The organism is Gordonia liuliyuniae (assembly GCF_021739025.1).
GTDB classification, from domain to species: Bacteria; Actinomycetota; Actinomycetes; order Mycobacteriales; family Mycobacteriaceae; genus Gordonia; species Gordonia liuliyuniae.
In genome coordinates this window covers 500,273-525,137 of record NZ_JAKKOT010000002.1, presented here as the reverse complement: position 1 = coordinate 525,137, position 24,865 = coordinate 500,273, and the positions used below count along the sequence as shown (strand labels likewise).

Below are 24,865 nucleotides of genomic sequence, written 5' to 3'. Positions count from 1 at the left end.
CGGGACCCCACGCCGAAGGCACGGACAATCCTCAGGGAGCGTTCAGACACGCGGTGCCCCAGGTCACTCGACCCGCGCGCCCGTCTGCGGCGTCCACACGATCTTGCCGCGTTCGAAGGTGTTGTACTTGACGCCGTCCCGCCCGGTCTTCTCGTCGGACGTCGGCAGGCCGAGCCGCTCCATGGTCGGGACGTAGACGCCGCCGATCGCTCCGCCCACCACCTTGGGCCCCTTCGGACCGGTGAAGATGCGACCGTTGCGGAAGTCCTGCGCGCGCCCGCCGGGCACCGCGTACTCGGGGGTGAGGCAACCGCCGAGCCCGCGAATCTGCGGAGCCTTCTTGAAGGCGTCGCCCACGGTGCACGCGACCTTGTCGCCTGACAGTCCGAGTGCGCCGGCCACCTGCGGCCATGCCTGGACCATCTCGAACTGCCAGTACGGCCACGTGTGGGTGCCGGACGGCCGGTAGACGGCCTGCGCGTGGATCCCCAGGCGGCCCAACTTGGACGCGAACTGCTGGCTGGTGACACGCGAGAGGACTTCCAGACCGACGCCCGAGTAGTTGGTCGCGAGCAGCGGGATGTCGGACGGCTTGTCGTGCGGGCCGACGACGCCGTTGCCGGACGAGATGTACAGGCTGGTGCCTTTCAGCTTGTCGGCGAGCAGATACGGGTCGTGTTCCTTCCACGCGGGATCGCTCGGCGGGCCGAACATCTTCGCCGAGTCGTACCCACCGCCGTCGCGCACCGCGAACTGGATCGCCTGCGGCATGCCGTACGACGTCAACTGCAGGATGCCCGAGAACGAGCCGGCGAACTTGTAGAAGCCGGGATTCCGCGCGGCGAGCATCATCGCCGCACTGCCACCCATCGAGAGGCCCTCGACGGCGCGGACGTCGGTCGAGCGCCAATCGTTCTCGAGGATCGGCGGCAGCTCCTTGGTCAGGAACGTCTCCCACTTGTAGTTCTTGCCGCGGTCGGGCTCTTTCCAGTCCGTGTAGAAGCTCGACTCGCCGCCGACCGGGAGAACCACGTTGACGTTCTTATCGGCGTAGAACTGCTCGACGTTGGTGTTGATGATCCAGCCGCTCTGGTCGTCCTGCGCACGCAGACCGTCGAGCATGGTCAGCTGCGGGAACTTCGCGGCGGGCTTGGCGAACCAGTCGCGGGCCAACAGCATCTGCACCTGGATGTCAGTGTTCATCGCGGGCGAATGCACCCACAGCGCGACGCGGTGCGCCGAGTACCAATTGACCTTCGTCACCGTCGCAGGCGCCGTCGGCTTGGCGGCCGGAGTGTTGTCTGCGCGCTTCTTCGACCGATCGTTCTTCTTCGACCGATCGTTCTTCTTCGATCGATCGTTCTTCTTCTCCGGCGCCTTCTTCTCCGGAGTCTTCTTTTCCGGTTTCGGCGCGACCTGCGTGGTCGGCGCCGGGTTCGGGTCGGCATGCGCGATCGGCGCACCGCCGACCACGAGTGTCGCGCTCGCGGCCACAGCCACCGCCGCCACGACCTTGCGCGGCATGGCCGCCGTCTTCCAGATCTTCACTTCGTGCTCCTCGAGGTGCCCCGGGTTCGTCTCCGCGCGCTGTCCGCGCACGCGTGTCTGAGGTTTTTCTACACTGAAGGTAGAGGGTTTTGTGCGCGCCACGCTGTTACTCGTGTGAATTGTGTGACTAATGTTTCATACGGTTCGCGGCGACCTGGGGTTTTCCTGATCGGCCAGTCGACTCTCGCGTGCCGCCACACACGGATACGTCGACGGGACGAGCCCACAAAAAGAACGAGGCGCCTCCCGTACGGGAGGCGCCTCGTCGTGAAGCGAGTCAGACTCGGATCAGCGGAAGAATCCGCGGTGCAGTGCGTTCCACACCATGTCCTGCCAGTAGCCCCAGGCGTGGGTGCCGTTGGCGTAGTAGGTCATCGGACGCAGCCCCTGGACCGTCGCGCTCAGTTCGAAAGCCTTCGTCTGGGCGAATGCCAGGAGTTCCAGCGGGGTGCCCTTGAAGAAGTCGTCGATGACGTTCTGCGGGTAGTTGTAGCGACCGAACAGACCGTTGCCGGCACCGATGTACAGCTTGAGGCCGCGCAGCTGGTTGATGATGCGTGCCGGGTCGTTGGCAGCCCAGCGGGGGCTCCACGGAGCGCCCCACATCGAGTCGATGTTCCAGGGCGCCGGTGCGACGTCGAGCATCGCGACACGGAGCATGGTGCGCATGCCCGGAGCGGTCAGGAAGTTGTAACCCGACAGCGAGCCTGCTGCGTAGTAGAGGTCCTTGCGCTTCGCAGCGTGGACGAGCGCGGCACTACCGCCCATGGACAGGCCCATGATCGCGTACTTGTTGCGCTTGCCCTTGAAGCCGCGGCTGCGGAGAGCGGGCACCAGGCGGTTGTCGATGACGCAACCCCACATGTACCGCTTCTTCTGGCCGTTGAAGTTCGAGGGCGCATCCCAGTTGGTGTAGAAGCTGTTCGGCCCGCCGACCGGCTCGACGACGTTGACGCCGTGGTTCACCAGGTTCTGAACGTTGCTCTCGATCTCCCAGCCACTGCGGTCGTAGCGGGCACGCATGCCGTCGAGCAGGATCACGGTGCGCTGGTTCGAGTTCTTCTTCCAGGCACGGACCTTGACCTTGCCCGGAGCCATCGACTTGTTGCCGAATGCGCCGTTAGTCGGCATTCCGCACGCATCGATCCAGAACTCCTGGAACCCCGGGGCCGCGTCTGCCTTGCCCGAACCGATGGCCGTGCTCATCATGCCCAGCGCGGTGACGACCGCGAGGACGACCGCCGTCACCTTGCGCCCGAGGCGCCGCGTGCTCTTCGCTTCACGCATTGACTGAAATCTCCCTAACGTTGTTCCGACCCGGAGGTGGACTCCCCACCCTCGGACCTTCTGTCGGCCGGTGCCTCTCGCGATTCACTCACGCCACATCCGCATCGGATGGACGAAGCTTATCGGGAGCAGCACCCCAACCCAAACGCTGTGATTCGAATCACGCGTGTCGGTACTGGTGCAGCCATCCGATTCGCATCCGACCCACGGGGGTCGAACCTTGTCACACTCTTATCGATCGATCGCGAAAGGACGTTACCGTTTCGAGATCATCGACGGCAAGCTCTTGTCGTATCTCTCACTCATATAGATCACAGGATCCGCTTCGTTACTTCTCATCGAGGTTCGCGGGCATCTGCAGACCGCACCGCAGGATCTCGTACTCGGGCTGGCGAGCGATCCGGTACCCGCTGAAGTGCAGCGAGTCGGTCAGATTGGCCTTGAACCGCGCGAACGTCCACGTGTCCTGATATGACGCGAATCGCTCTTGCGTGTCGGGGCACTTCAACGCGGCCCGTGCCAACTTCACCTGATCCCTCGACATATACGCGGGCAGGCCAGGGCGAGTGATCACCCCACCGGATTCGGCGACGACCCATGCACTCGACAAGTCCTTGTCGTGCCCGATGCGTCCGTCCTCCAGACGCGCCGTGTGCGCGGCGAGCGGATACGCCAGACCCATCTGGTCGACCACTCGGACGTCCAACGGCGCGTTCATGCTCGTCATACCGAGGTTGAGGAAGTAGACGGTGGTCTGTCGCGGGACACCCGGCGGCATCTTGTCGGGCAGCGCCGCGACGTACCACTCGTCGAAGTTCTGCGACGGCAGGATGATGCCGCCCGTCGTGTGCACGTCACGGATCGTCTCGACCATCGCGTTCATGCGCGGATATTCGAGGTAGTCCTCCGCCGTCACCGGGTTCTCGTTCGCCATGTTCGTGACATAGAAGGTTCGTTCGTCGACGATCCCGTTGCGGCCGATCGTAGTTCCCGCATTGGGCAGGGTGTTCGCGTGGACGGCGACACCCCACCAGACGGTGGCTCCGACACCGGCGAGGACGGCGACCGCTGCCGCGAGCCGCAGCTGTCCGCTGCGGGTCCGCACAGTTGCCGGAACGACGACGGGAACCACCATGACCGGCAGCAGCAGAATGAACAACGGGGTGAGCAGGACACGGCCGTGCATGAAGTCGCCGCCCTGACGAACCCAGTAGACCGACAGGATCAGTCCCGCGACGAGCATCGTCGCGACGACCGCGCGGGAACTCTGGCAGCCGGTCGACAGTGAAGAGGCACGCCGGACGAACCGTTCACGCGACGACGGTGCAGCGTGATCGTCGAGAACCTCGGGGAGGTCGTCGTCACGCTCGGCCGACGGGCCGTCCCCGGCCACGCCGTCGGCCTCCTCGACGGTCGTGGACCGATTCAGGAGGGCGACCGCGGCCAGCAGCACCCCGACGACCGCCGCGATGATCACCGGCAGCAGAAGGGCGTACGGGCCGAACAGGTTGCCGAGGTACTGCAGGCCCTGCGACCACTTGGACCCGCTGGCGTCCTTGGCTATCGCCGGGTTGGGGACGAGCACCGCGTAGTAGCCCATGCGGAAGATCTGGTAGCCGACGGGCAGAGCGCCTGCGACGACGACCATCGCGACCCGCATCTTCCAACTGATCTGCGAGCAGAACAGGAGCAGCAGGACGAGGACGCCGACGATGGCGCCCTCGGGACGGATCAGCGGCGCGAGGCCAGCGGTGAACGAGAGAAGCAGGAAGGCGGTCCGCGACCACCGGGTCGGTTCGCTGCCGCGGCGATGCGCCCATGCGATCAGCTGACACCAGAGCGCCGCGACCCAGAAGATCGTCAGTCCGTTCTCCAGGCCGGACGTCGCGAAGTCGCGGGCGGGCGGTAGCGCGATGTAGACGATCGCGCCGAGCGGCAGCAGCAGACCGAAGCCTGCTGACGTGACCCGCGCGCCGTAGAGGCGTCCCGTGCCGTACATGGCGAGCGGGATCGCGGACACCGACAGGATCAGCGCCACCCAGAGCGCGACGTACTCAGTGTGCTCGGCTCCGGTGACCCACGAGAAGAACCACATGATGTAGGTCCACGCCGTGGACGTGTTCGCTTCGACACGCTCGCCCGCGTTGAACACGGGGCCGTTCCCGGCGAGCAGGTTGCGCACCGTGCGCAGCACGATCAGTCCGTCGTCCGCGATCCATCGGCGCTGCCAGGCGCCGATCGCGAACAGCACGGTCACCGCGATCGCACCGATCGAGAAGCTCGCGACCGGCGCGATCAAGCGACTGCCGTTCAGGCGGTCACGCAGTGAGGAACGCTCTGTCTCAGACCGGGACATAGACGGCCACAGCCACGAGAACCACCCACGCCACGGCGAGTGCCTGCAGCACCCGGTCGCCGAGCGCGACTTCTTCGGGCTCGCCGGCCTGGCCACCGTCGACGTCGACCGCGTACCGCAGGATCGCGATGGTGAACGGCACCATCGAGATCGCGTAGAAGACGTTCTCCTCGTGGCTGGCGTCGAATGCCCACAACCCGTAACAGAGGACGACGGCGGTCGCCGACAGCGTCCAGACGAAACGCAGGTAGGTGGTCGTGTAGTACTGCAGCGACTTGCGGATCTTCGCACCGGTGCGCTCGGCGAGCTGCAGTTCTGCGTAACGCTTGCCCGCGGCCATGAACAGCGAACCGAACGCCATCACGAGCAGGAACCACTGCGACAGACCGTCCGGCAGCTCGGCGGCCACACCGCCGGCGATCGCACGGAGCAGGAAGCCGGACGAGACGATGCAGACGTCGACGACGGCCTGATGCTTCAGCCCGAAGCAGTAGCCGAGCTGAATCAACAGGTAGACGGCGATGGTGACGGCCGTCTGCCAGTTGGCCAGGAAGGCGATGCCGACAGATGCGACGGCGAGCACCACGGCGAGCGCGAACGCGAGATTGCGGGGCACCACGCCCGCCGCGATCGGCCGGAACCGTTTAGTCGGATGCGCGCGGTCGGCTTCGACGTCGAGTGCGTCGTTGATCAGGTAGATCGATGACGCGACCAGGCAGAAGGCGACGAAGGCGATCCCGACACGTCCCATGGCCGCACCGTCGGTCAGCGTGTCGCTGCCTGCGGCCATCGGGGCGGCCAAGACCAGGACGTTCTTGACCCACTGCCGGGGACGCAGCGCCTTGATCAGTCCCGCCGGAAGACTCTTCGGCGGACCGGTGACGCCGGTGTCGTTCGGCTCCTCGCTCATCTACTGCTCCTCGTATTTCGCATCGGCGGCGATGACCGCTCCGGCCGTGAGCGCCCCGACGATCGCACCCGCAGCCACATCGGAAGGGTAATGGACACCGAGCACCAAACGTGAAACGAGCATGGGCGGCACCAGCGCGGCGGGCAGCGCGGCGGCCGGCAGACCGGCGGCTCGGCCCAGCAGGATCGCGGCGGCAGTCGTCGACGTGGCGTGGCTCGACGGGAAGCTCAGCTTGCTCGGCGTGCCGACTCCGACGCGGATGTCCGGGTGGTTCGGACGACGTCGTCGCACGATCCGCTTGATGACGACGGATGCGGCGTGCGCGGTGAACGCTCCCGCCCCGGCCTCGACATAGCGTCGACGTGCGATGGCGTCACCTCGGCGGTGTGCGGCGAGCGCGCCCGCGCCGGCGAGCGCGAGCCAGCCGAGGGAGTGCTCGCCAACGTGGGAGAGCCCGCGCGCGCCCGACAGCACGCCGGGCCGGCCGGCGATGGCCGACTGGACGGCGACGAGCAGCGCGGCCTCGCCGCGAGCGGGCTCGCCGCGAGCGGGCTCGACGCTGCCGTTGCCGTTCAACTCAATCGATTCCGAAGACACGCGCCCAACTCTCTTTGCTCACCAGGTCGTCGTGCGCGTTCCGATACTCGCCGCGCATGTCATCGAAGCGGTCGCGCAATTCCTTGACGAGATCGGCCGATTCACGGCCGAGCGCGATCATCGTGTCGCGGTCGCGTTTACGGTAGACGACGCCGCGGCCGTCTGCCGTCGTGACGGTGACGCCGTCGACGCGACCGAGGGAGAACCAGCGGGCCTCGATCGGCGGATAGTTGGCCTGCGGCACCTCGTGGTGGCGTGGGTCGGCGGGACGCGCGTTGTTGACGATCGCCTTCACCAAGGTCTTGACCTTGGCGGCCTTGCCCTCAGGGACGGCAACACCGAACGCGGTCGCCTCGCCGGAGGTCCGCGGCAGTTCCTGCGCGGACGGCAGAACCACGGCGTCCGAGTACTGCTTGCGGATGCCCGCGACCTTGCCGAGCGCGGTCGGCAGGATCGATCGGATGTGGTCGGGTCCGGCGAGGAAGTCGCGGATCGCCTCGTTCTGGATGGCGACCGTCGAGTATTCGAGGCAGAGCAGGTGCTTGGCCGTCGCCTTGGCCATCGACTTGAGGATGCCGTCGATCGAGCCGTCGGTGTACATCGATGCGACGACGAGGCGGTTGCGCAGATGGAAGTACGCCTGCCAGTCGATCGCGTCGTCCTTGTCACTCCACGCCATGTGCCAGATCGCGATCCCGGGGACGGTCGCCGTCGGATAGCCTGCGCGAGCCGCGCGGAGCGCGAACTCCCAGTCGTCCCACTTGATGAACAGCGGGAGAGGCAGTCCGATCGTCTCGGCGACTTCGCGCGGGTACATGCACATCCACCAGCCGTTGCCTTCGACGTCGATGCGTCGGTGCAGGTGCTGTGAGTTCTCACGGTCGGTGAGCGGGTACTTGGCGAAGTTGTGGTCGTACTCCACGTGCGGCGCTGCGGTCCACATGAACTTGTTGCGGTCGATGACTTCGCCCATGCAGTGCAGGTGGCTGCGCTCCTGCAGGTTGAGCATCTGGCCGCCGACGAGCATCGGGCTCTTCGCGAACCGCGACATGGCGAGGGCACGCAGGATCGAGTCGGGCTCGATCATGATGTCGTCGTCCATGTACAGGATGTACGGGCTGTCGGTGAGGCGAAGCGCCTCGTAGAGGATGCGCGAGTAGCCGCCGGATCCGCCGAGGTTGCCCTGGTCGAAGATGCGCAGACGGTCGCCGAGCGCAGTCGCGGCCTCGGTGTATCCGGGCTCGTCCACGACCTTCTTGGTGCCCTGATCCGGCATGATGACGGCGTCGATCACGCCGTCGACGAGCGGGTCCGACGTGAGCGCGGCCAGTGCCGCGACGGCGTCGGTCGGACGGTTGAAGGTGGGGATGCCGACGGTGACGCCCGCGCGGTCGTCCCCGGCGGGTTCGACGGTCGCGTACCAGCCGGCCGACCGGATCTCGGTGTCCGTGTCGGTGGTGACGTCGAACCAGATCCAGCCGCCGTCCTCGAACGGGCCGAGATCAGTCTCGAGTTCGATGACGCCGGTGCCGTCGTCGCCGATCTCGACGAGGTCGCCGCCGATGGCGATACGCGAGCCGTCGATCTTCGACCGGTACAGGTCGACGCGGGCGGTGCCGGTGACTTCCACTCGGAGGACCACAGATTCCAGGACGCTCCAGCGCCGCCAGTACGACGCGGGGAACGCGTTGAAGTAGGTAGCGAAGCTCGCCTCCGAGTCGGCGCCGATCATGACGCTCGTCCGGTTCGGCGCGTGGGCGCGGCCGCTGTTGGTCGACGCCTCTTCGAGGTACAGCGATCGCACGTCGAGCGGTTCACCGGGCCGCGGGAAGATGACCCGCTGCAGAAGACTGACGGCTGTGCTCTGCGTTCCCGTTTCCGAGTTGCTCATCTACTCCGCTCCCGACGCCAGCGGCGCACCGTCGCGCAGGTGCGGGGCCAGCGTGTTGTCGAACATGGTCAGTGCACTGGCGATCGCCATGTGCATGTCGAGGTACTGATAGGTGCCCAGACGTCCGCCGAACAGGACCTTGGAGTCGGTGGTCTCGATCTTCGCGAGCTCGCGGTAGGCGGCGAGCATCTCGCGGTCGTCCGGGGTGTTGATCGGGTAGTACGGCTCGTCGTCGTCGTTGGCGAAGCGGCCGAACTCGCGCATGATGACGGTCTTGTCGGCCGGGTAGTTCGTGCGTTCCGGGTGGAAGTGGCGGAACTCGTGGATGCGCGTGAACGGGACGTCGGCGTCGTTGTAGTTCATGACGGGCGTGCCCTGGTAGTCGCCGGTCGGCAGGACTTCGGTCTCGAAGTCGAGGGTTCGCCAGCCGAGTCGGCCCGCCGAGTAGTCGAAGTAGCGGTCCAGTGGGCCCGTGTAGACGATCGGAGCGGCAGGGTTCGCGGCGCGTAGGTCGTCGCGAACATCGAACCAGTCGGTGGACAGGCGGACAGTGATCTTCTCGTCGGCCGCCATGTTCTCCAGCCACGCGGTGTAACCGTCGACGGGCAGGCCCTCGTATGTGTCGTTGAAGTAGCGGTTGTCGAAGGTGTAGCGGACCGGCAGGCGGGTGATGTTGCCTGCGGGCAGGTTCTTCGGGTCCGTCTCCCACTGCTTGGCGGTGTAGTGCTTGATGAACGCCTCGTACAGCGGGCGGCCGACGAGGCTGATCGCCTTCTCCTCGAAGTTCGCGGCCTCGGCGGACTCGATCTCCGCCGCCTGCTCGGCGATCAACGCGCGCGCCTCGTCGGGCGAGAAGTATCGACCGAAGAACTGGGAGACCAGGCCGAGTCCCATGGGGAACTGGTACGCCTGACCGCCGTGCATCGCGAACACGCGGTGCTGGTAGCCGGTGAAGCCGGTGAACTGGTTGACGTACTCCCACACCCGCTCGTTGGAGGTGTGGAAGAGGTGGGCGCCGTACTTGTGGATCTCGATGCCCGTCTCCGGCTCGGCCTCGGAGTACGCGTTGCCGCCGATGTGATCGCGGCGGTCCAGGACGAGCACCCGCTGTCCGAGCTGGGTCGCTGCGCGCTCTGCCACGGTCAGGCCGTAGAACCCGGAGCCGACGACGATCAGATCGAATTCACTGTTGTTCGTCACAACAGGTCAGGGTAACGGACCGAACCTGAGTATTCGCCGAGCACGCGGCCGGGCGGGCGGCAGATCACAGTCTGGTGGTCAGCGCAGCGCGTCGGCAGTCGGGAAGCCGAGCTTGTCCAGGCCGCCCTTGTCCAGGTAGTCGGTGAGAGCGTCACCGAACAGGGCGTGCGCACCCGTCATCGGGCTGAAGTAGAGGACGCCGTTCTGCAAGACCTGGACGAGGCCCTGCATGCCGCGGCCGTCGGTGAGGAGTTCGGGAGCGCTGACGGTGCCGGTGGAGCCCTGACTGTTGTCGCTGCGCTCCCGGTTCACCGGACGGTCGAGCGACGCAGCCTTCTGGTTGAGCGCCTTGGTGCCCTCTTCGATCAGCTTCTGGATCAACGGTTGCACCTTGTTCGCGACCCCGTCCAAATCGTCAGGCATGCCGAGTGCGGACAGCCCTGGGACCACCTTGTTCAAGACATCGCCGAGCGGACCGAGGTCGAGGAGCCCCCCACCACCGGGGGACTCCGGACCGACCTGGGGTTTGACGATCTTCGGCATGGACTTCTGGCCTTGGACGGCGAACCAGTCGGACTTGAGTTGCAGCTTGGTGCGCGCCTGATCGCCGGTCGCTTCCACGGTGCGATCGGTTCCGACGACGCGGACCTTCACGACGCGTCCGCTGCCGTCGCCGAGCCCGTTGGCCTCGCTGACCTCGAAGCTCTTGAGTCCGCCGACACCGAAGGCCGACGCGATGCTCGCGGCGCTGACCGTCGCCTTCCAGTTATGGGTCGGCGAGATCGAGTCACCTGCGTCGACGACGGCTGGGAAGAGTCCGCCCGCTGTGTATCCGCCGGTGGACGCCGAGAACTCGGTGAGCGCGGGTTTGCCGTTGAGCAGCCTGATCTGGCCTGCGGTCGCGTCGGCGGCACGGCTCGTGCGCGGATCCTCACCGCCGGCCCCGTGGTACATCTGCGACTGCTGGGTGTTGTCCATCTTGCGGCCCTGTTCCAGGCCCGCGACGATGTACGAGCGGGCGGCGACAGCCTGCGCCTTGAGCGCCTCGAAGCCACCCGAGTCGCCCCACGACGGCATGGACTCCTTGGGGATCACACCCTTGACGTAGTCGTCGACGTGCAGTTTGTTGACGACGCCGGACGAGTCGACGCCGATGGAGCCGCGGTACGCTTCGTCGCCCGAGCAGAAGGTGAGAAGTTCGTTCGCGGGACGGTTGGGCGCTGTGTTGATCGGGTCGACCTGGGCGGCTTTGACCGTCTTGACGACTGCGCCACCGCATCCTTGAGTGATGGCGGCGTTGCCCCCGGACAGACGGACCGCCTGTCCGGGAGCCACCGTCTGGCCACCTACGCGCATGCCCGCTGCCGCATGAACACTCACCGACTTCTTCTCACTGAGTGAGACCGTGACGTCGGGCTTGCTCACCTTCCCCGCGGTGGTGTTGCCGTAGTAGTGGCGCAGGATCTGATCCGCAGACCACCCCTTCTTGGCGTAGCCGTACGCTCCCCACTGCCCGAGGCCACGTCCGTGTCCGTGTCCGTGCCCGGTGAGGGTGATCGGCGAGTCAGCCGCGAGGCCGACGTCGTCGTTCAGGATGTCGGTGCCGCCGACGACTAGACCACCCACGACGAGCGCAGGGGCCAGCCCCAGAGCGGCGAAGGTGAGACTTCTCTTCTTGGCGCGGCTGGGTCGGACATTCGGCACTGCAAACCCCTTCGGGCGGGACCACACGCACAACTCTCGTGGCCTGTGTGACTAGTGGGACTCCTGTGACAGTAGTGACCAAAGCGGCGACATGCCAAGCTCACACGGTCACAACCGCGTCACGTCTATAGAACACAGGTTCGACTATCGCGCACGCTCATCGAACCGGCCGACTCAGGCTCCGGAGCGACGCGCGGCGTAGACGGCGCTGACCAGTGAATCGCGCCGATTCACGGAACGACCGACACGGCGGGTAGAACGGAGACGTGACTCCCTCTTCCGCCCTGTGCACCTGTGAATTCGGGGCAGAGACTCGATGAACACCAGCAGGGAGTCGGTGAACACCAGCAGGTCACTCGTTCCCAGCCTCATCTATGCGGCGCTGACGACGTCGATCGTCAGCTCGCTCGGCATGCTCCTGGTGCCGTCGATTGCGTCCGAACTCGACGTGTCGGTGAGCGCAGCGCAATGGATGCTCACGGTGAACCTTCTGGTCGGCGCCGTCGCCACCCCGATCATGGGCCGACTGTCCGACGGCCTGAACACCAAACGGCTGCTGCTGATCTCGCTCGGCGTCATCCTCGTCGGGTCGGCCGTCGCCGCAGCCGCACCGACGTTCGGGATCTTCCTCATCGGTCGCGCCCTGCAGGGCCTGACCTACGGAATCGTGCCGATCACCATCGTGCTGGCCCGACGTCACCTCGGCGCGGGTCGTGCCGATCCGGCGATCTCGACGCTGTCGGTCACGGTCGCGACCGGGCTCGGCCTCGGCTATCCGTTAACCGGCGTCCTCGCGAGTCTCCTCGACTACCGCGTCGCCTTCTGGTTCGCGGCCGTCTTCGTGCTCACGGCGATCATCGTCGTCTGGAAGTGGGTGCCCGCCGACGGCGAGGCAGGGACGGCTCGCCCGTTCGACACCGCGGGGGCTGCACTCTTGTCCATCGGGTTGGCGGGATTGCTCATCGCCGTCAGCCAGGGGTCGCATTGGGGCTGGCTGTCGGTGCCGACGATCATCGTCGCGCTCGTCGGCGCGACCTGCCTCGTCGCGTGGGCGACCGTCGAGCTGCGCACGCACGATCCGCTGATCAACCTGTATGTCGTCAGATCCCCCGACGTCCTCCTGGCGAACCTGACCGCTATCGGCCTCGGTGTCGCGATGTACATGAGTCTGTCGACCATCAGCATCATCGCGCAGGCCCCGAAGGCCAGCGGTTACGGCCTCGAGCTGCCGTTGTTCTGGGCCGGATTCGTGATGCTCCCGCTGTCGATCGGCAGCCTCGCAGGCAACCGTTTCGTCCGGCGCCTCGGCCCCGGATCGATGACGACGATGCTCCCCGCCGGATCGTCGTTGATGGCGGCATCCGCGCTGATGATCTGGCTGACCAACGACGAGCTGTGGGAGATCCTCGTCGGCATGACCCTGTTCGGCCTCGGTATGGGCTCGGCGTACGCGGCGATGCCGACGTTGATCGCGCGCAACGTCGCCGTGTTCGAAGTGGGCAGCGCCGTCAGCTTCAACCAAGTCCTACGCACGGTCGGCGGCGCCGTCGGCAGCGCGATCGTCGGCTCGATTCTCGCCGCGAGCCCCGGCGAACACGGCATCACCGTCGCACTCGGCGTGGCCGCGGTGACCGCGACGGTCGTCTGCGTCGCGCTCGTGGTCAACCAGATTCGGGTGGGACGTAAGTAGACGCGAGAGGGCGCAATCACGTCTCCGCAACTACTCACCGGCGATAGCGTCACTGACCAGTAGGTTGACCAGATCTGGATATCCCGTTCCGGCCGCGGCGAACATCTTCGGCGCCTGGGACTGTTCGGTGAATCCCGGCATCGTATTGACTTCGTTGAGGACCGGCCCCTCATCGGTGAGGAAGTAGTCGATCCGGGCCAATCCGCAGCAGCCGAGTGCGTCGTACATGGCGACAGCGGCATCGGCGAGCGCAATGCGGTCGGCATCCTCGATCTCCGCGGGGACACGGAAGCCTGCGGCCCCACCGTATTTGTCCGCGTGACTGAACAGCTCCTCGACGATGATCTCCAGAGCGGGTGCGACGAGACGCGACCCGTCGGGCCGACCGAGGACAGCGACATCGATCTCGCGGCCCACGACGACGTCCTCGACCAGGACGCGGTCGCCGAACTCGAACGCATCAGCCAACGCCGTCGCCAGCTCGACGGGCGTACGCGCCAAGCCGACTCCGAAACTGGAGCCTGCCGAAAGCGGCTTTACTACCACAGGCTGAGAAAAGGCGTATGACGCTGCCGTGCTCTCAGTCAGTAATGTCGCCGGCGCAGTCGCGATACCCACCGCACCGGCCACAAGTTTGGTGGCCCACTTGTCCATGGCCAGCGCCCCAGCACCCACCCCGCTTCCCACGTAGGGGACGCCGACTAGTTCACACAGTCCGGCAACAGTTCCGTCCTCGCCTCGGGGCCCATGGAGAGCGGGAAAGACCACATCACAGTCGCGGAGCATGGTGACCGCTGTTCCGAAGTCGATCTGTCGTCGGCCAGCACGCCATTGGCCAGACGGGTCGATGGTGAACGGGATGGCCTGGTGCCCGAACGACTCGAGCGCGGCGACGACGGCTGCGGCAGACGCGATGGATACATCGTGTTCACAGTTTGCGCCGCCGCCGATGACGGCGACTCGGTATTGGGCGGTTTCGGGCTGCTTGATCACGCTGTGGTCCTCAAATGAGTCGAGACAGTGGCGGTGTGACGGTGCGATTCAGTCGTGGCCCTAGGCGGGTGACGATTTCGTGCTCGATCGTGTCTGCCCAGTGCGCCCAGTCACGAACGGTCGGCTCGCCCGCGTCGCCCGGTCCAAACACCATCGCCAGATCGCCTGGAAAGACCGCCAAGTCGCCGATGTCGACGACCGTCATATCCATGGAGATGAGTCCTACAATCGGGCAGCGTCGTCCCGCCAGCAGCACTTCAGCACGGCCCGATGCGACACGCGGCAGCCCGTCTGCATACCCGAGCGGCAGCAGCGCCAACCGAGTAGGCCGTTCAGCGACCCACGTGTGGCCGTATCCGACCGCGGTTCCAACACGCACAGAACGGATCGTGACGACCGGCGCAGTCAACGTCAGCGCGGGACGGAGCTCCGTGGTCTTCGACGGATCGATCCCGACTAGACCTGCACCGATGCGACTCATAGTGTGATGGGTTCGGCGGTCGGTGAGGGTCGCCGCTGTAGCCGCGAGATGTCGGTCGACTGGACGCAGGCCGGCGTCGTGCGCGACTCGTAAAGCCCACGCGAAGCGTTCTCGCGCCACATCGTTCGCCGCAGCGCCAGCCTGCGTGTGAGTCGACTCTCCCGCGCATCCCAGATGTCCCATCACACCGACGACACGGATCTGACCCTCGCGTTCTGCTCGCGCCGCACAGCAACACACATCGGGCCAGTCCTCGGCTCGCACGCCATCGCGCGCCATGTCGACATCGAGATGCAGATGAACCCGGCTGCCCGGAGCGGCCCTTGTGACGGCACACAGGTGCTCCGGTGAGGGCACCGCGACGTCGACCCGTGCGGCCTGTGCCGCACCCCAATCAGCGTCGCCGGGGTTGAGCCACGAAAGTAGCGGTGCGTCCACGCCGCCGGCGCGCAACGCGAACGCCTCCGCCAGGCTCGCCACCCCGAGCCGGGAGGCCCCATGGGCGAGCGCGGTGCGCGCGATTGCCGTCGCGCCGTGGCCGAAGCCGTCAGCTTTCACCACCGCCATCAGCTCTCCGCCCGTACGGTCAGCGAACAGGCGAGTATTCGCGGCTACCGCTTCGAGGTCGATCTGCAGGCGAGCGACTCCACCGCCCGCTCTAGGAGCCGCGCTCACCGCCGAACTCCTCGACACGGGTCAGACCCGGACGAAGAACCCCGCGCGACCACCGATCGCCAGGAATGAGGAGGAATAGTCGTCATGCCTACGACGATCACCGGCCGCGGTCCCATGCCTATCCCCGGCAGGTCGCACTGCCGTCGCGTTTCGGACGCAGTCGACCCGAGACAGAACCCGGTGCCCTATTTCAGGTCGAGGGCCTTGGCCGTGACCGCGGCCATGCGGCGCTCCCCCAGCGCGTTCGGGTGGACGGGCACGAACTGGACGGTGGTCAGCAGCGGCTCGATCCATCGCACGCCGATCGGCTTGCAGGCGTCGTGGCCGGTGGAGGGAGTCGCGACGTCGACGAGAGTGACGCCTGTCTTCTTCGCCGCACGTGCGATCGCGTCGTTGAGCTCGGCCTGCACGCGGTGGGTGAACTTGCCATCGCCCGCGGAGATCGGCATGCCGTTGCACGGCGCATTACGGTCGGGCGCGATCCAGGGGTAGTTGAGCGCGGCGACGCGGGCGTTCGGTGCCTTCGCTCGCACCGCCGCCATCGCCTTCACCAGGTTCGGGTAGGTCGTCCCACGAATCGTCTTGGCCACCGACTTCGCGTACTTCGCCTCACACGGTGCTCCGTGCATCGCCGTGCTGATCCCGGCGACCACACAGTTCATGACGGTCCCTCCGAAGAGGTCCTCGTCATTGCCTCCAATGGAGAAGGTCACCAGGTCGACGCTCTCGTCGAGCGCATCGAGCTGAGGTTTGACGCCGGACTGCTGCGAGGAGAAAAAGTCGTCGGTCGTCGCACCGCCGCAGCTGACGTCGGTGAGGTCGAATCCGTTGGCCCGCGAGATGATCTTCGCGTAGTTGTGCGCTGACTGGGCGCACCCGAGGCGCGCGTCCGCGGCAAGCGGAAGCACCCCGGAACCCGCCGAGTAGCTGTCGCCGAGATTGACATACTTCACCGGATCGGGGCTCGCGTCCGCGACGCCCGGCGTCAGTCCGACAGCCAGCACCGCCGAAGCAGCCAAAGCCCCTATTGCTGTCACCACATTCGTGAACCGCATCCCCACACTCCTCCATGTCGATCGATCGAACTACTTCACTATGGAGTGCACGCTAAACCACTGACCGCGGGCGCAGGGACGAAACGGCTCGATTCGTTGTGGTGCAGTGCGCGTAGTGTCGGCGCAGCTCGACCGGCGGCAGGGGCACGAACCCCTGCCGCCGGTCGAGCGAGACTTTCCGAGGGCGCTACTCGTCGTGCAGAACGACGAGAAGGTCGCCTGCTTCGACCTGCGCGACATCGCCGATAGCGGTGCGCGTGACGGTGCCGGAGTGCGGCGTCGTGATCGGCGCCTCCATCTTCATCGCTTCGATGGTGCCGATCTGACCACCGGCTTCGATGTGATCGCCTTCGGTGACCGACAGGGTGACGACGCCTGCGAACGGCGCGGCGATGTGGCCGGAGTTGTTCTTGTCGGCCTTCTCCGCAGTCTCGACGTCCGCCTTGATCGACCGGTCACGGGCGGGCACCGGCCGCAGGTGCCCGTTGAGGATGCACATCACGGTGCGCATGCCCTGCTCGTCCGGCTCGGAGATCGCTTCCAAGCCGATTAGCAGGTTGACGCCCTTGGACAGTTCTACCCGATGCTCCATGCCGGAGCGCAGACCGTAGAGAAACTGGGTCGCCGACAGACGAGAGGTGTCGCCGTAGGTCTCGACGTGCTCCAGGTACTCCTTCGTCGGGCCCGGGAACAGCAGCCGGTTGAGTGTGGAGCGTCGCGTCGCCGAGTCGCCTGCCAGTGCGGCCTCGTCCTCGTCGGACAGTTCGGCCTGCGGTTCGGGTTCGCTGCGCCCGGCCAGGGCACGGCTCCGGAACGGTTCCGGCCACCCTCCGACGGGCGTGCCGAGTTCGCCTTGCAGGAACCCGATCACCGAGTCCGGGACGTCGTAACGTCCGGGGTTTTCGGCGAACTCCTCGACGTCCACGCCCGAACCCACGAGCGCCAGGGCCAGGTCGCCGACGACCTTCGACGACGGTGTCACCTTCACCAACCGGCCGAGGAGACGGTCCGCCGCCGCATACTTCGCTTCGACTTCTTCGAAACGATCAGCCAGGCCGAGCGCGGTGGCCTGCGCCCGCAGGTTCGACAGCTGGCCGCCGGGGATCTCGTGCGTGTAGACGCGACCTGTGGGTGCGGGGACGCCGGACTCGAACGGCGCGTACACCTTCCGCAGCGTCTCCCAGTACGGTTCCAGCTCGCACACGGCTTCCAGGTTCACACCGGTGTCGTGGTCGCTGTGCGCGGCCGCGGCGACGATCGCCGACAGGGACGGCTGGCTCGTCGTTCCGGACATCGGTGAGCTCGCACCGTCGACGGCGTCCGCGCCCGCCTGCCATGCCGCGAGGTAGGTGGCCAGCTGTCCGCCCGGAGTGTCGTGAGTGTGCACGTGGATCGGGAGGTCGAACTCCGACCGCAGCGCCGACACGAGCGTCGTCGCCGCAGGTGCGCGCAGGAGCCCGGCCATGTCTTTGATCGCCAGCACGTGTGCGCCCGCGTTCACGATCTGTTCGGCCAACCGCAGGTAGTAGTCGAGCGTGTACAGCTTCTCATTCGGGTCCGACAGATCGCCGGTGTAGCTCATCGCGACCTCGGCGACGGTGGTGCCGGTCTCGCGGACCGCGTCGATCGCCGGACGCATCTGGTCGACGTTGTTGAGTGCATCGAAGATCCGGAAGATGTCGATTCCGGTCGACGCCGCTTCGGCCACGAACGCACGCGTGACCGACTCCGGGTACGGCGTGTACCCGACGGTATTCCGCCCGCGCAGCAGCATCTGCAGGCAGATGTTGGGGACGGCTTCGCGCAACTGGGCGAGCCGATCCCACGGGTCCTCCTTCAGGAAGCGCAGCGCGACGTCGTACGTCGCGCCGCCCCACGCCTCGATCGACAGCAACTCCGGCGTCAGCCGCGCCACGTACGGCGCGACGGCGGTCAGGCTCGACGTCCGCACTCGAGTCGCGAGCAGCGACTGGTGCGCGTCGCGGAACGTCGTGTCGGTCACCGCGAGTGCCTTCTGCGCGCGCAGACTCGCTGCGAAGCCCTCCGGTCCGAGTTCGAGCAGACGCTGACGGGACCCGGCGGGCGGCTCGGTCGACAGGTCGACGGTAGGCAGTTTGTCCGCGAGATTCACGTGGACCGGACGCACCCCGTTCGGGTGGTTCACGGTGACGTCGGCCAGGTACGACAGGATCTTCGACGCGCGGTTGCCCGACGAGTTCAACGTCAACAGCTGCGGGTGGTCTTCGATGAACGACGTCGTCACCCGGCCTGCGCGGAAGTCCGGGTCGTCGAGCAGTGCCTGCAGGAACGGAATGTTGGTCGCGACACCGCGGATCCGGAACTCGGTGACGGCGCGGCGTGCGTGCGCGACCGCCGACTCGAAGTCGCGTCCACGACAGGTGAGTTTGACCAGCATCGAGTCGAAGTATGCGCCGACCTCCGCACCGAGTGCGGTACCGCCGTCGAGCCGGACGCCGCCGCCACCCGGGGTGCGGTAGCCGGTGATGCGGCCCGTGTCGGGCTGGAATCCGTTGGCCGGATCCTCGGTGGTGATCCGGCATTGCAGGGCGGCACCGCGGATCGTGATCGACTCCTGCGACAGACCGAGTTCGCTCAACGTCGCGCCGGCGGCCACCCGCAGCTGCGACTGCACCAGGTCGACGTCGGTGATCTCCTCGGTCACCGTGTGCTCCACCTGGATGCGCGGGTTCATCTCGATGAACATGTGGTGGCCGCGCTCGTCGACGAGGAACTCGACCGTGCCTGCGCACGAGTAGTCGATCTGCTTGGCGAACGCGACCGCGTCCGCGCAGATCTTCTCGCGGAGCGCCGGGTCGAGATTGGGCGCGGGCGCCAGTTCGACGACCTTCTGGTGGCGGCGCTGCACCGAACAATCCCGCTCGAACAGGTGAATGACGTTGCCGTGCGTGTCGGCGAGGATCTGCACTTCGATGTGGCGCGGGTTGATGACGGCCTGCTCGAGGAACACCGTCGCGTCACCGAACGCGGACTCGGCTTCGCGCGACGCCGCTTCGATCGCCTCCCGCAGGCCGCTGATCTCTTCGACGCGCCGCATGCCGCGGCCGCCGCCGCCCGCGACAGCCTTCACGAATACGGGGAACGTCATCGACTCCGCTGCGGTGAGCAGCTCGTCGATGTCGTTCGACGGCTCCGACGACGGCAGCACGGGGAGCCCTGCGGCCTTGGCCGCCGCGACCGCGGTCGCCTTGTTGCCCGTCAACTCCAGCACGTGCTGCGGCGGGCCGACGAACGTGATGCCGTTCGCTGCGCAGGCAGCGGCCAGATCCGGATTCTCCGACAGGAACCCGTAGCCCGGGTAGATGGCGTCCGCGCCGGCCTTTTTGGCGGCATCGATGAGCAGGTCGATGTCCAGGTAGTTGCGCACAGGGTGGCCGGGTTCGCCGATCTCGTACGACTCGTCGGCCTTCGTGCGGTGCGCCGAGTTGCGGTCCTCGTGCGGGAATACCGCGACGGTGCCGATCCCCAGTTCATAGGCTGCGCGGAATCCGCGGATGGCGATCTCACCGCGATTGGCGACAAGGACTTTCGTGAAATTCGTGCTGGTCATCGGATCGGTGGTTCCTTTGATCATCGTCGGGCGACAACCGCGCCAGGTGTGGCGAGGCAGTCGCGTTTACCGGTGCGCAGTCGTTGCGGCGCATCGCTTCTCAAACGCTAGTCGGCGCGCCGTCCGATCGATACGGCTTGGCTGATCCGGTCGATGAGATCTCAAGATGTGTCCGATCGCTTTGGGTGATGACACGCGCGGCGCTGCCGGGCGGTCACCCGCGTCGGCTACGCGGCGTGCCGCGGGACGTCACCCCACTCGGTCGGGTCGATCGGCACGACGACCACTGGCTCAACGACATCGTCGTAGTGCGGCAGCGTCGCACCGTGGCGGATCGCATTGGCGGTGTCGAGCGCTCGGATGAAGGTGCGCACCCCACGTCCCAGTGACTTCAGCATGAAGTTCTCCTTCCCGGGAGCGACGCCCGGTTCGATGCCTGGCCAGTCGGTTCAGGTGCCTGAGCACCTCGACTCGTATACCGACCTGTATACGTCACCTATACTGCCCTGTATGGATACCCGTGTGCAACCGAAATCTCTGACTCCTGCGGCACGCGCCATCCTCGACTCCGCGTCTCGCCTCTTCTACGAGCAGGGCATCAACTCGGTGGGCGTCGACACGATCTCTGCGGACGCCGGGGTCACCAAGAAGACCCTCTACGACCAGTTCGGCTCGAAGGCCGCCCTCGTCGTCGCGTACCTCGACGAACGCGACCAGGACTACCGCGACTGGGTGGCGCGAACGTTGACCGAGGTCGACGACGACGGCGACGCGAAGGTCCTTGCGGTGTTCGACGCGTTGCAGTCGTGGATGGACGAGCACAGTCCGCTCGGTTGCGCGTTCGTGCACGCGCACAGCGAGCTCGTCGGGACCGCGGACCATCCGGCGCACGAGGTGCTCCGCGGCGGAAAGCTGTGGATCAAGGACCTGTTCGCCGATCTGACCCGCGAGGCAGGGCACCCCGATGCCGACAGCCTGTCGGTTCAGCTGCTGACCCTCATCGAAGGGGCAACCGTGCTGCGGTCGATCTCCGACCTCCCCGAGGCCATGCCTGCGGCCCGACGCGCGGCGGCAACGCTGTTACGGTCTGCGAACGCCTGAGTCAACACCCTTCGACGGCTACGTGTTCGCGTCGGCGGCCGATTCCGCACCATCGACGCCGATAAACTCCGGGAACACCCACTTCCGGAACGCCCACCACCGGAACGCCATCGCCAGAAGGGTGCCGATGATCGAGCCACTGACGAAGTCGGCTACGTGTTCGCCGAACGCCGACAGGTGCGGCATCTGCAGGTCGAACACGTAGCGCGACATCGCGAGCGGAATCTGGGTGAGTCCGAGGGCGATCGCACTGACGACGAAGAACAGCGACGCCTCGTGTCGAACGGAACGTCCGCCACGTTCGGCGAACGACCATTCGCGGTTGAAGACGTACGACACGATGGTCGCGATGAGGGTGGCGATCGAGAACGCCGTGACGGGTTTCTCGTCGAGCACCGTCGTCTTGAGGCCGAAGAACAGCACCGTCGTCAGGATGAATGTGAACAATCCGACGAGAGCGAATCGAATGAATCCGGCGTAGGCGATCACGGTCGGAAGGATCCGTTCCGGGATCATGCTGACAAGCCACTTCGACGGGTTCACCGTTTGGAGACTACCGCCCGGTCGGCGTGTTCGCGTCGACTGCGATCCGCACCCTCTCGCCGAGACCAATCGCGGGCGAGGAGGCCCGCGGTGGTCGGTCAGGCGGCGGACAGGAGACGCAAGCGCCGGGCCTCCATGGCCGTGGCCGATGCCTCCTTCTTACCTTCTGACCACAACCAAACAGCAGGGTCCGATAGTTCCTTATCGCCCACATTGTCGGCAGAGGTCGGACAGAAAGGCATCGAGCGCATGCATCTTGATCCGCGAGGCATTGGGCCATTTATCGGCGCCGTACCGCCCAGCCAGACCTTGCCATCAATCGATGTAAGTGCCAGACTGGCCCTACCTTACTCAAAAGTAAGGTTGTTTGACCTGGTAGAACCGGCAAACGAGGAGCAGCCATGCAGACAATTCTCATCACAGGCGGTAACGGGTTCATCGGTCGGCGTGTTCTGGAGCGGCTCGCGCAGTCGGGGGAGTACACCGTATTCGCGTTGATCCGCCAACGCTCGACTCACGACTTTGCGTCCTTCTTGAGCCGAGTCGACGGCGGCGACCGCGTCTTCACGGTGAACGGAGACATCGCCGAACCGGGTCTGGGACTCGATCCGACGGCGCTCCCGCAACAGCTCGACCACGTGTTGCATCTGGCCGCCATCTACGACATGGACGCGAGCGCCGCGGCACAGCACCGCGTCAACATCGAGGGCACGCGAAACGTCGTCGAACTCGCGCACACGGCCGGTGCGACCATGCACCATGTCTCGTCGATCGCCGTCTCCGGCGACCATCGCGGCCGGTACACCGAAACTGACTTCGACCTAGGGCAGCCGCTGCCGACGCCGTATCACCAGACGAAGTTCGAAGCGGAGATGACGGTCCGCGAACGCACCGATCTGACGTGGCGAATCTATCGCCCCGCGATCGTCGTCGGCGACGCGACCTCCGGGCGCATCGACAAGGTCGACGGTCCGTACTACTTCTTCGAAAGCCTCACCCTGCTCAGCGTGTTGCCATCCTGGCTGCCGGTGCCGTTCCCGAATCTCGGGAAGACCAACATTGTCCCGGTCGACTTCGTCGCCGACTCGATCTGCGCCCTGCTTCCGGCCGACCCGGACAAGCAGCACGCGGTGTACCACCTGAGCGATCCGAACCCGCCGTCGATCACCGACATGTACAACGCGCTGAGCCCCAGCTTCGGCGGCCCGCGAGCCTTCAACGCCCTCCCGAACGGCCTGGTGCAGCCTCTCGTGCTCCGATCGCGGAAGGGGCGACTCCGAACTGCGCGCGACGCCGTCGCACGCGGACGCAACATTCCCCCAGCTGTACTCGACGCGGTGTCGTTCTCCGCCGACTTCCGCGCTGATGCCACATCGCGGACACTCGCCGACCTGGGGGTCACGCTTCCGGCGTTCCCCGACTACGCGCCAATGATCTGGAGCTACTGGCGAGATCGCCTCGACACACGAGCTAATCGGCAGCCGTCGGCCGACGGACCTCTCGTCGGCCGCAACATTCTGATCACAGGCGGCTCCAGCGGGATCGGCAAGGCCACCGCGGCCATGTGCGTCGCGCGCGGAGCTAACGTGTCGATCTCGGCACGGGACCCAGCTCACCTGACGAGCACCGTGACCGAGCTGCTGGCCGTCGCGCCCAAGCCCGGTATCACCCGAGGCGAGGTCCGCGCCTATCCGTGCGACGTCGCCGACGAGAAGGCGTGCCGGGAACTGGTCGCACGGATCGTCGCCGAGCAGGGCCATGTGGACGTCCTGGTCAACAACGCCGGGCATTCGATCCGCCGGGAGGCGTTCAACTCGGTGGACCGGGCTCATGACTACCGCCGCCTGATGGACGTCAACTATTTCGGCACCGTGAACCTGACGCTCGCACTCCTGCCGCACATGCGGCGCAGGCAGGCCGGCCACATCGTGAACGTCACCTCCGTCGCGGTGCAGGCCCACGGCCCCCGGTTCAGCGCGTACACGGCGTCCAAGAGTGCGATCGAAGCGTTCAGCGATGTCGTCGCCGTCGAGACCCGGTCCTCGCACATCACGTTCAGCAATGTCCGGCTACCACTGACGAAGACGCCAATGATCGCGCCGACGAACTCCTACAAGCGACTGCCCGGCGTGTGGAGCACCGAGAAGTCGGCCGCCCGCGTGCTTCACGCGATCACCGATCGCCCGGCGACCGTCAACACGGCCCAGGGGAATCTCATCGGGTTCGCCCGGCACGCTTTCCCGAAGACCACCGGCAGGGCCATGACCGCGACGTACCTGATGGGGGCTGATTCGCGGGCGGCTCGGGGCGAGCGTTCAAGCGCCACGCACGACTTCCGGCGCTAATGCGGGAACGACACTGCAGTCAGCTCTTCCGACAGATCCCACAGCGCGGCGCACATCGACAGGTCACTCGCCCGGGCGGTTCGACCCGCGAGCGCGGGGTGCCCGCGCGTCTCGTTGAGCTTGTCCGGTCCGGCGTATGAGCCGCCGGGCAGATCCTGGCTCGCTGCGAACAGCATCGGCCACGTGCCTGCCTCTGCGGATTGTGCGATCAACTTGTTGCCGAGACGTCCGCCCCAGTCGAGCACCACATTGTCGGTCCGTGTCTGCAGGTTGGTCGCCGCGTAGCCGGGGTGTGCCGCAAGTGAACGGACCGTCGACCCCGTCGCGGTGAGACGACGCTGCAATTCGAGCGAGAACATCAGGTTGGCGAGCTTCGACTGCCCGTACGCGGCGACCCTGTTGTAATTCCGCCGCTCCCAGTTGAGGTCGCCGAGATCGATGCGGCCGGACCGATGCATCATCGACGACATCGTGACGACCCGGTCGGTGATGTGCGGCAGCAACAGATTGGTCAGCGCGAAGTGGCCGAGGTGGTTGGTGCCGATCTGCGTCTCGAAGCCATCCACGGTGCGCCCCTCCGGCACGTTCATCACGCCCGCGTTGTTGACGAGGACAGCGATGTCACCGGACCATTCGTCGGCAAACGCACGGACCGACGACAGGTCGGCGAGATCGAGCCTGCGTACCTCGGTGTCGCCGTCGATCGACGCGGCGGCCTCCTCACCCTTGGATGTATTACGGACAGCGAGAACGACTTTCGCACCCACTCGCGCGAACTGACTGGCCGCGACGAGCCCCAGTCCGCTGTTAGCTCCGGTCACCACCACCGTGCGGCCGGTGAAGGGCGGAAGGTCGTTCGAGGTCCAGGCCATCGTGTCGCTGCTCATGTGACTGTTCGTA

General features: G+C 66.1%; 18 protein-coding genes. 3 read left to right on the top strand and 15 right to left on the bottom strand.

The window, feature by feature from the left end; all coding sequences use genetic code 11:
- Nucleotides 1-63 precede the first annotated feature (63 nt).
- From L5G28_RS03465 to L5G28_RS03430, 8 genes are all read right to left on the bottom strand, one after another.
- Nucleotides 64-1,548 carry an alpha/beta hydrolase-fold protein gene (locus L5G28_RS03465; protein ID WP_372477156.1) on the bottom strand — a complete coding sequence of 495 codons (1,485 nt, stop codon included), beginning with the start codon at nt 1,546-1,548 and terminating at the stop codon, nt 64-66.
- Nucleotides 1,549-1,836: 288 nt separating this feature from the next.
- Nucleotides 1,837-2,835 carry an alpha/beta hydrolase gene (locus L5G28_RS03460; protein ID WP_236998121.1) on the bottom strand — a complete coding sequence of 333 codons (999 nt, stop codon included), beginning with the start codon at nt 2,833-2,835 and terminating at the stop codon, nt 1,837-1,839.
- A 328-nt stretch (nt 2,836-3,163) separates the two neighbouring features.
- The gene (locus tag L5G28_RS03455; protein ID WP_237000303.1) at nt 3,164-5,191 is read right to left on the bottom strand and encodes an arabinofuranosyltransferase AftB family protein; all 2,028 of its coding nucleotides are present in this window, start codon (nt 5,189-5,191) and stop codon (nt 3,164-3,166) included.
- A complete protein-coding gene (locus L5G28_RS03450; protein WP_236998123.1) occupies nt 5,178-6,101 on the bottom strand; it encodes a decaprenyl-phosphate phosphoribosyltransferase in 924 nt (307 codons plus the stop codon). Before L5G28_RS03450 ends, L5G28_RS03455 begins: the two co-directional genes overlap by 14 nt.
- Nucleotides 6,102-6,698, bottom strand: coding sequence for a phosphatase PAP2 family protein (locus L5G28_RS03445; protein WP_237000302.1), 597 nt, complete (start codon nt 6,696-6,698; stop codon nt 6,102-6,104). It abuts the gene before it with no gap.
- Nucleotides 6,679-8,589: a glycosyltransferase gene (locus L5G28_RS03440; protein WP_237000301.1), complete on the bottom strand. Its 1,911-nt coding sequence runs from the start codon at nt 8,587-8,589 to the stop codon at nt 6,679-6,681. Before L5G28_RS03440 ends, L5G28_RS03445 begins: the two co-directional genes overlap by 20 nt.
- Nucleotides 8,590-9,789 carry a UDP-galactopyranose mutase gene (gene glf / locus L5G28_RS03435; RefSeq protein ID WP_237000300.1) on the bottom strand — a complete coding sequence of 400 codons (1,200 nt, stop codon included), beginning with the start codon at nt 9,787-9,789 and terminating at the stop codon, nt 8,590-8,592.
- A 78-nt stretch (nt 9,790-9,867) separates the two neighbouring features.
- Entirely contained in the window at nt 9,868-11,493 is a 1,626-nt protein-coding gene (locus L5G28_RS03430) for a SpoIID/LytB domain-containing protein (RefSeq protein WP_237000299.1), read from the bottom strand.
- A gap of 316 nt (nt 11,494-11,809) precedes the next feature.
- On the opposite strand from L5G28_RS03430, the gene L5G28_RS03425 reads away from it, so the two are divergent.
- Nucleotides 11,810-13,183 (top strand): MFS transporter, encoded by a 1,374-nt coding sequence (locus tag L5G28_RS03425; RefSeq protein WP_236998130.1) that lies wholly within the window; start codon nt 11,810-11,812, stop codon nt 13,181-13,183.
- A gap of 30 nt (nt 13,184-13,213) precedes the next feature.
- Here the strand turns inward: L5G28_RS03425 and L5G28_RS03420 are convergent, their stop codons facing one another.
- From L5G28_RS03420 to L5G28_RS03400, 5 genes are all read right to left on the bottom strand, one after another.
- The gene (locus L5G28_RS03420; protein ID WP_237000298.1) at nt 13,214-14,176 is read right to left on the bottom strand and encodes a D-alanine--D-alanine ligase family protein; all 963 of its coding nucleotides are present in this window, start codon (nt 14,174-14,176) and stop codon (nt 13,214-13,216) included.
- 10 nt (nt 14,177-14,186) lie between these two features.
- A complete protein-coding gene (alr, locus tag L5G28_RS03415) occupies nt 14,187-15,332 on the bottom strand; it encodes an alanine racemase (protein ID WP_236998132.1) in 1,146 nt (381 codons plus the stop codon).
- Nucleotides 15,333-15,517: 185 nt separating this feature from the next.
- A complete protein-coding gene (locus L5G28_RS03410; RefSeq protein ID WP_237000297.1) occupies nt 15,518-16,387 on the bottom strand; it encodes an SGNH/GDSL hydrolase family protein in 870 nt (289 codons plus the stop codon).
- 187 nt (nt 16,388-16,574) lie between these two features.
- Complete coding sequence (locus L5G28_RS03405) at nt 16,575-19,976, bottom strand: pyruvate carboxylase (RefSeq protein WP_237000296.1); 3,402 nt, start codon at nt 19,974-19,976, stop codon at nt 16,575-16,577.
- A 227-nt stretch (nt 19,977-20,203) separates the two neighbouring features.
- Nucleotides 20,204-20,374 (bottom strand): hypothetical protein, encoded by a 171-nt coding sequence (locus tag L5G28_RS03400; RefSeq protein WP_236998135.1) that lies wholly within the window; start codon nt 20,372-20,374, stop codon nt 20,204-20,206.
- A 112-nt stretch (nt 20,375-20,486) separates the two neighbouring features.
- On the opposite strand from L5G28_RS03400, the gene L5G28_RS03395 reads away from it, so the two are divergent.
- Nucleotides 20,487-21,077, top strand: coding sequence for a TetR/AcrR family transcriptional regulator (locus L5G28_RS03395; RefSeq protein ID WP_237000295.1), 591 nt, complete (start codon nt 20,487-20,489; stop codon nt 21,075-21,077).
- An 18-nt stretch (nt 21,078-21,095) separates the two neighbouring features.
- Here the strand turns inward: L5G28_RS03395 and L5G28_RS03390 are convergent, their stop codons facing one another.
- Nucleotides 21,096-21,620, bottom strand: coding sequence for a GtrA family protein (locus L5G28_RS03390; protein WP_237000294.1), 525 nt, complete (start codon nt 21,618-21,620; stop codon nt 21,096-21,098).
- Nucleotides 21,621-22,021: 401 nt separating this feature from the next.
- Between L5G28_RS03390 and L5G28_RS03385 the strand changes: the two genes are divergently transcribed.
- A complete protein-coding gene (locus tag L5G28_RS03385; protein ID WP_237000293.1) occupies nt 22,022-23,965 on the top strand; it encodes an SDR family oxidoreductase in 1,944 nt (647 codons plus the stop codon).
- Here L5G28_RS03385 and L5G28_RS03380 read toward each other — a convergent pair.
- On the bottom strand, nt 23,962-24,852 hold the full coding sequence (locus tag L5G28_RS03380) for an oxidoreductase (RefSeq protein ID WP_236998139.1): 891 nt from the start codon (nt 24,850-24,852) through the stop codon (nt 23,962-23,964). The two genes, L5G28_RS03385 and L5G28_RS03380, sit on opposite strands and share 4 nt — an antisense overlap.
- Nucleotides 24,853-24,865: the final 13 nt, after the last annotated feature.

Excerpts from the sequence above, each read along its gene's own strand:
- L5G28_RS03395 (WP_237000295.1), top strand. The coding sequence starts at position 20,487 with ATGGATACCCGTGTGCAACCGAAATCTCTGACTCCTGCGGCACGCGCC.
- L5G28_RS03450 (WP_236998123.1), bottom strand. The coding sequence starts at position 6,101 with ATGAGCGAGGAGCCGAACGACACCGGCGTCACCGGTCCGCCGAAGAGT.
- L5G28_RS03380 (WP_236998139.1), bottom strand. The coding sequence starts at position 24,852 with ATGAGCAGCGACACGATGGCCTGGACCTCGAACGACCTTCCGCCCTTC.
- L5G28_RS03460 (WP_236998121.1), bottom strand. The coding sequence starts at position 2,835 with ATGCGTGAAGCGAAGAGCACGCGGCGCCTCGGGCGCAAGGTGACGGCG.
- L5G28_RS03405 (WP_237000296.1), bottom strand. The coding sequence starts at position 19,976 with ATGACCAGCACGAATTTCACGAAAGTCCTTGTCGCCAATCGCGGTGAG.
- L5G28_RS03440 (WP_237000301.1), bottom strand. The coding sequence starts at position 8,589 with ATGAGCAACTCGGAAACGGGAACGCAGAGCACAGCCGTCAGTCTTCTG.
- L5G28_RS03400 (WP_236998135.1), bottom strand. The coding sequence starts at position 20,374 with ATGCTGAAGTCACTGGGACGTGGGGTGCGCACCTTCATCCGAGCGCTC.
- L5G28_RS03410 (WP_237000297.1), bottom strand. The coding sequence starts at position 16,387 with ATGCGGTTCACGAATGTGGTGACAGCAATAGGGGCTTTGGCTGCTTCG.
- L5G28_RS03425 (WP_236998130.1), top strand. The coding sequence starts at position 11,810 with ATGAACACCAGCAGGGAGTCGGTGAACACCAGCAGGTCACTCGTTCCC.
- L5G28_RS03455 (WP_237000303.1), bottom strand. The coding sequence starts at position 5,191 with ATGTCCCGGTCTGAGACAGAGCGTTCCTCACTGCGTGACCGCCTGAAC.
- L5G28_RS03385 (WP_237000293.1), top strand. The coding sequence starts at position 22,022 with ATGCAGACAATTCTCATCACAGGCGGTAACGGGTTCATCGGTCGGCGT.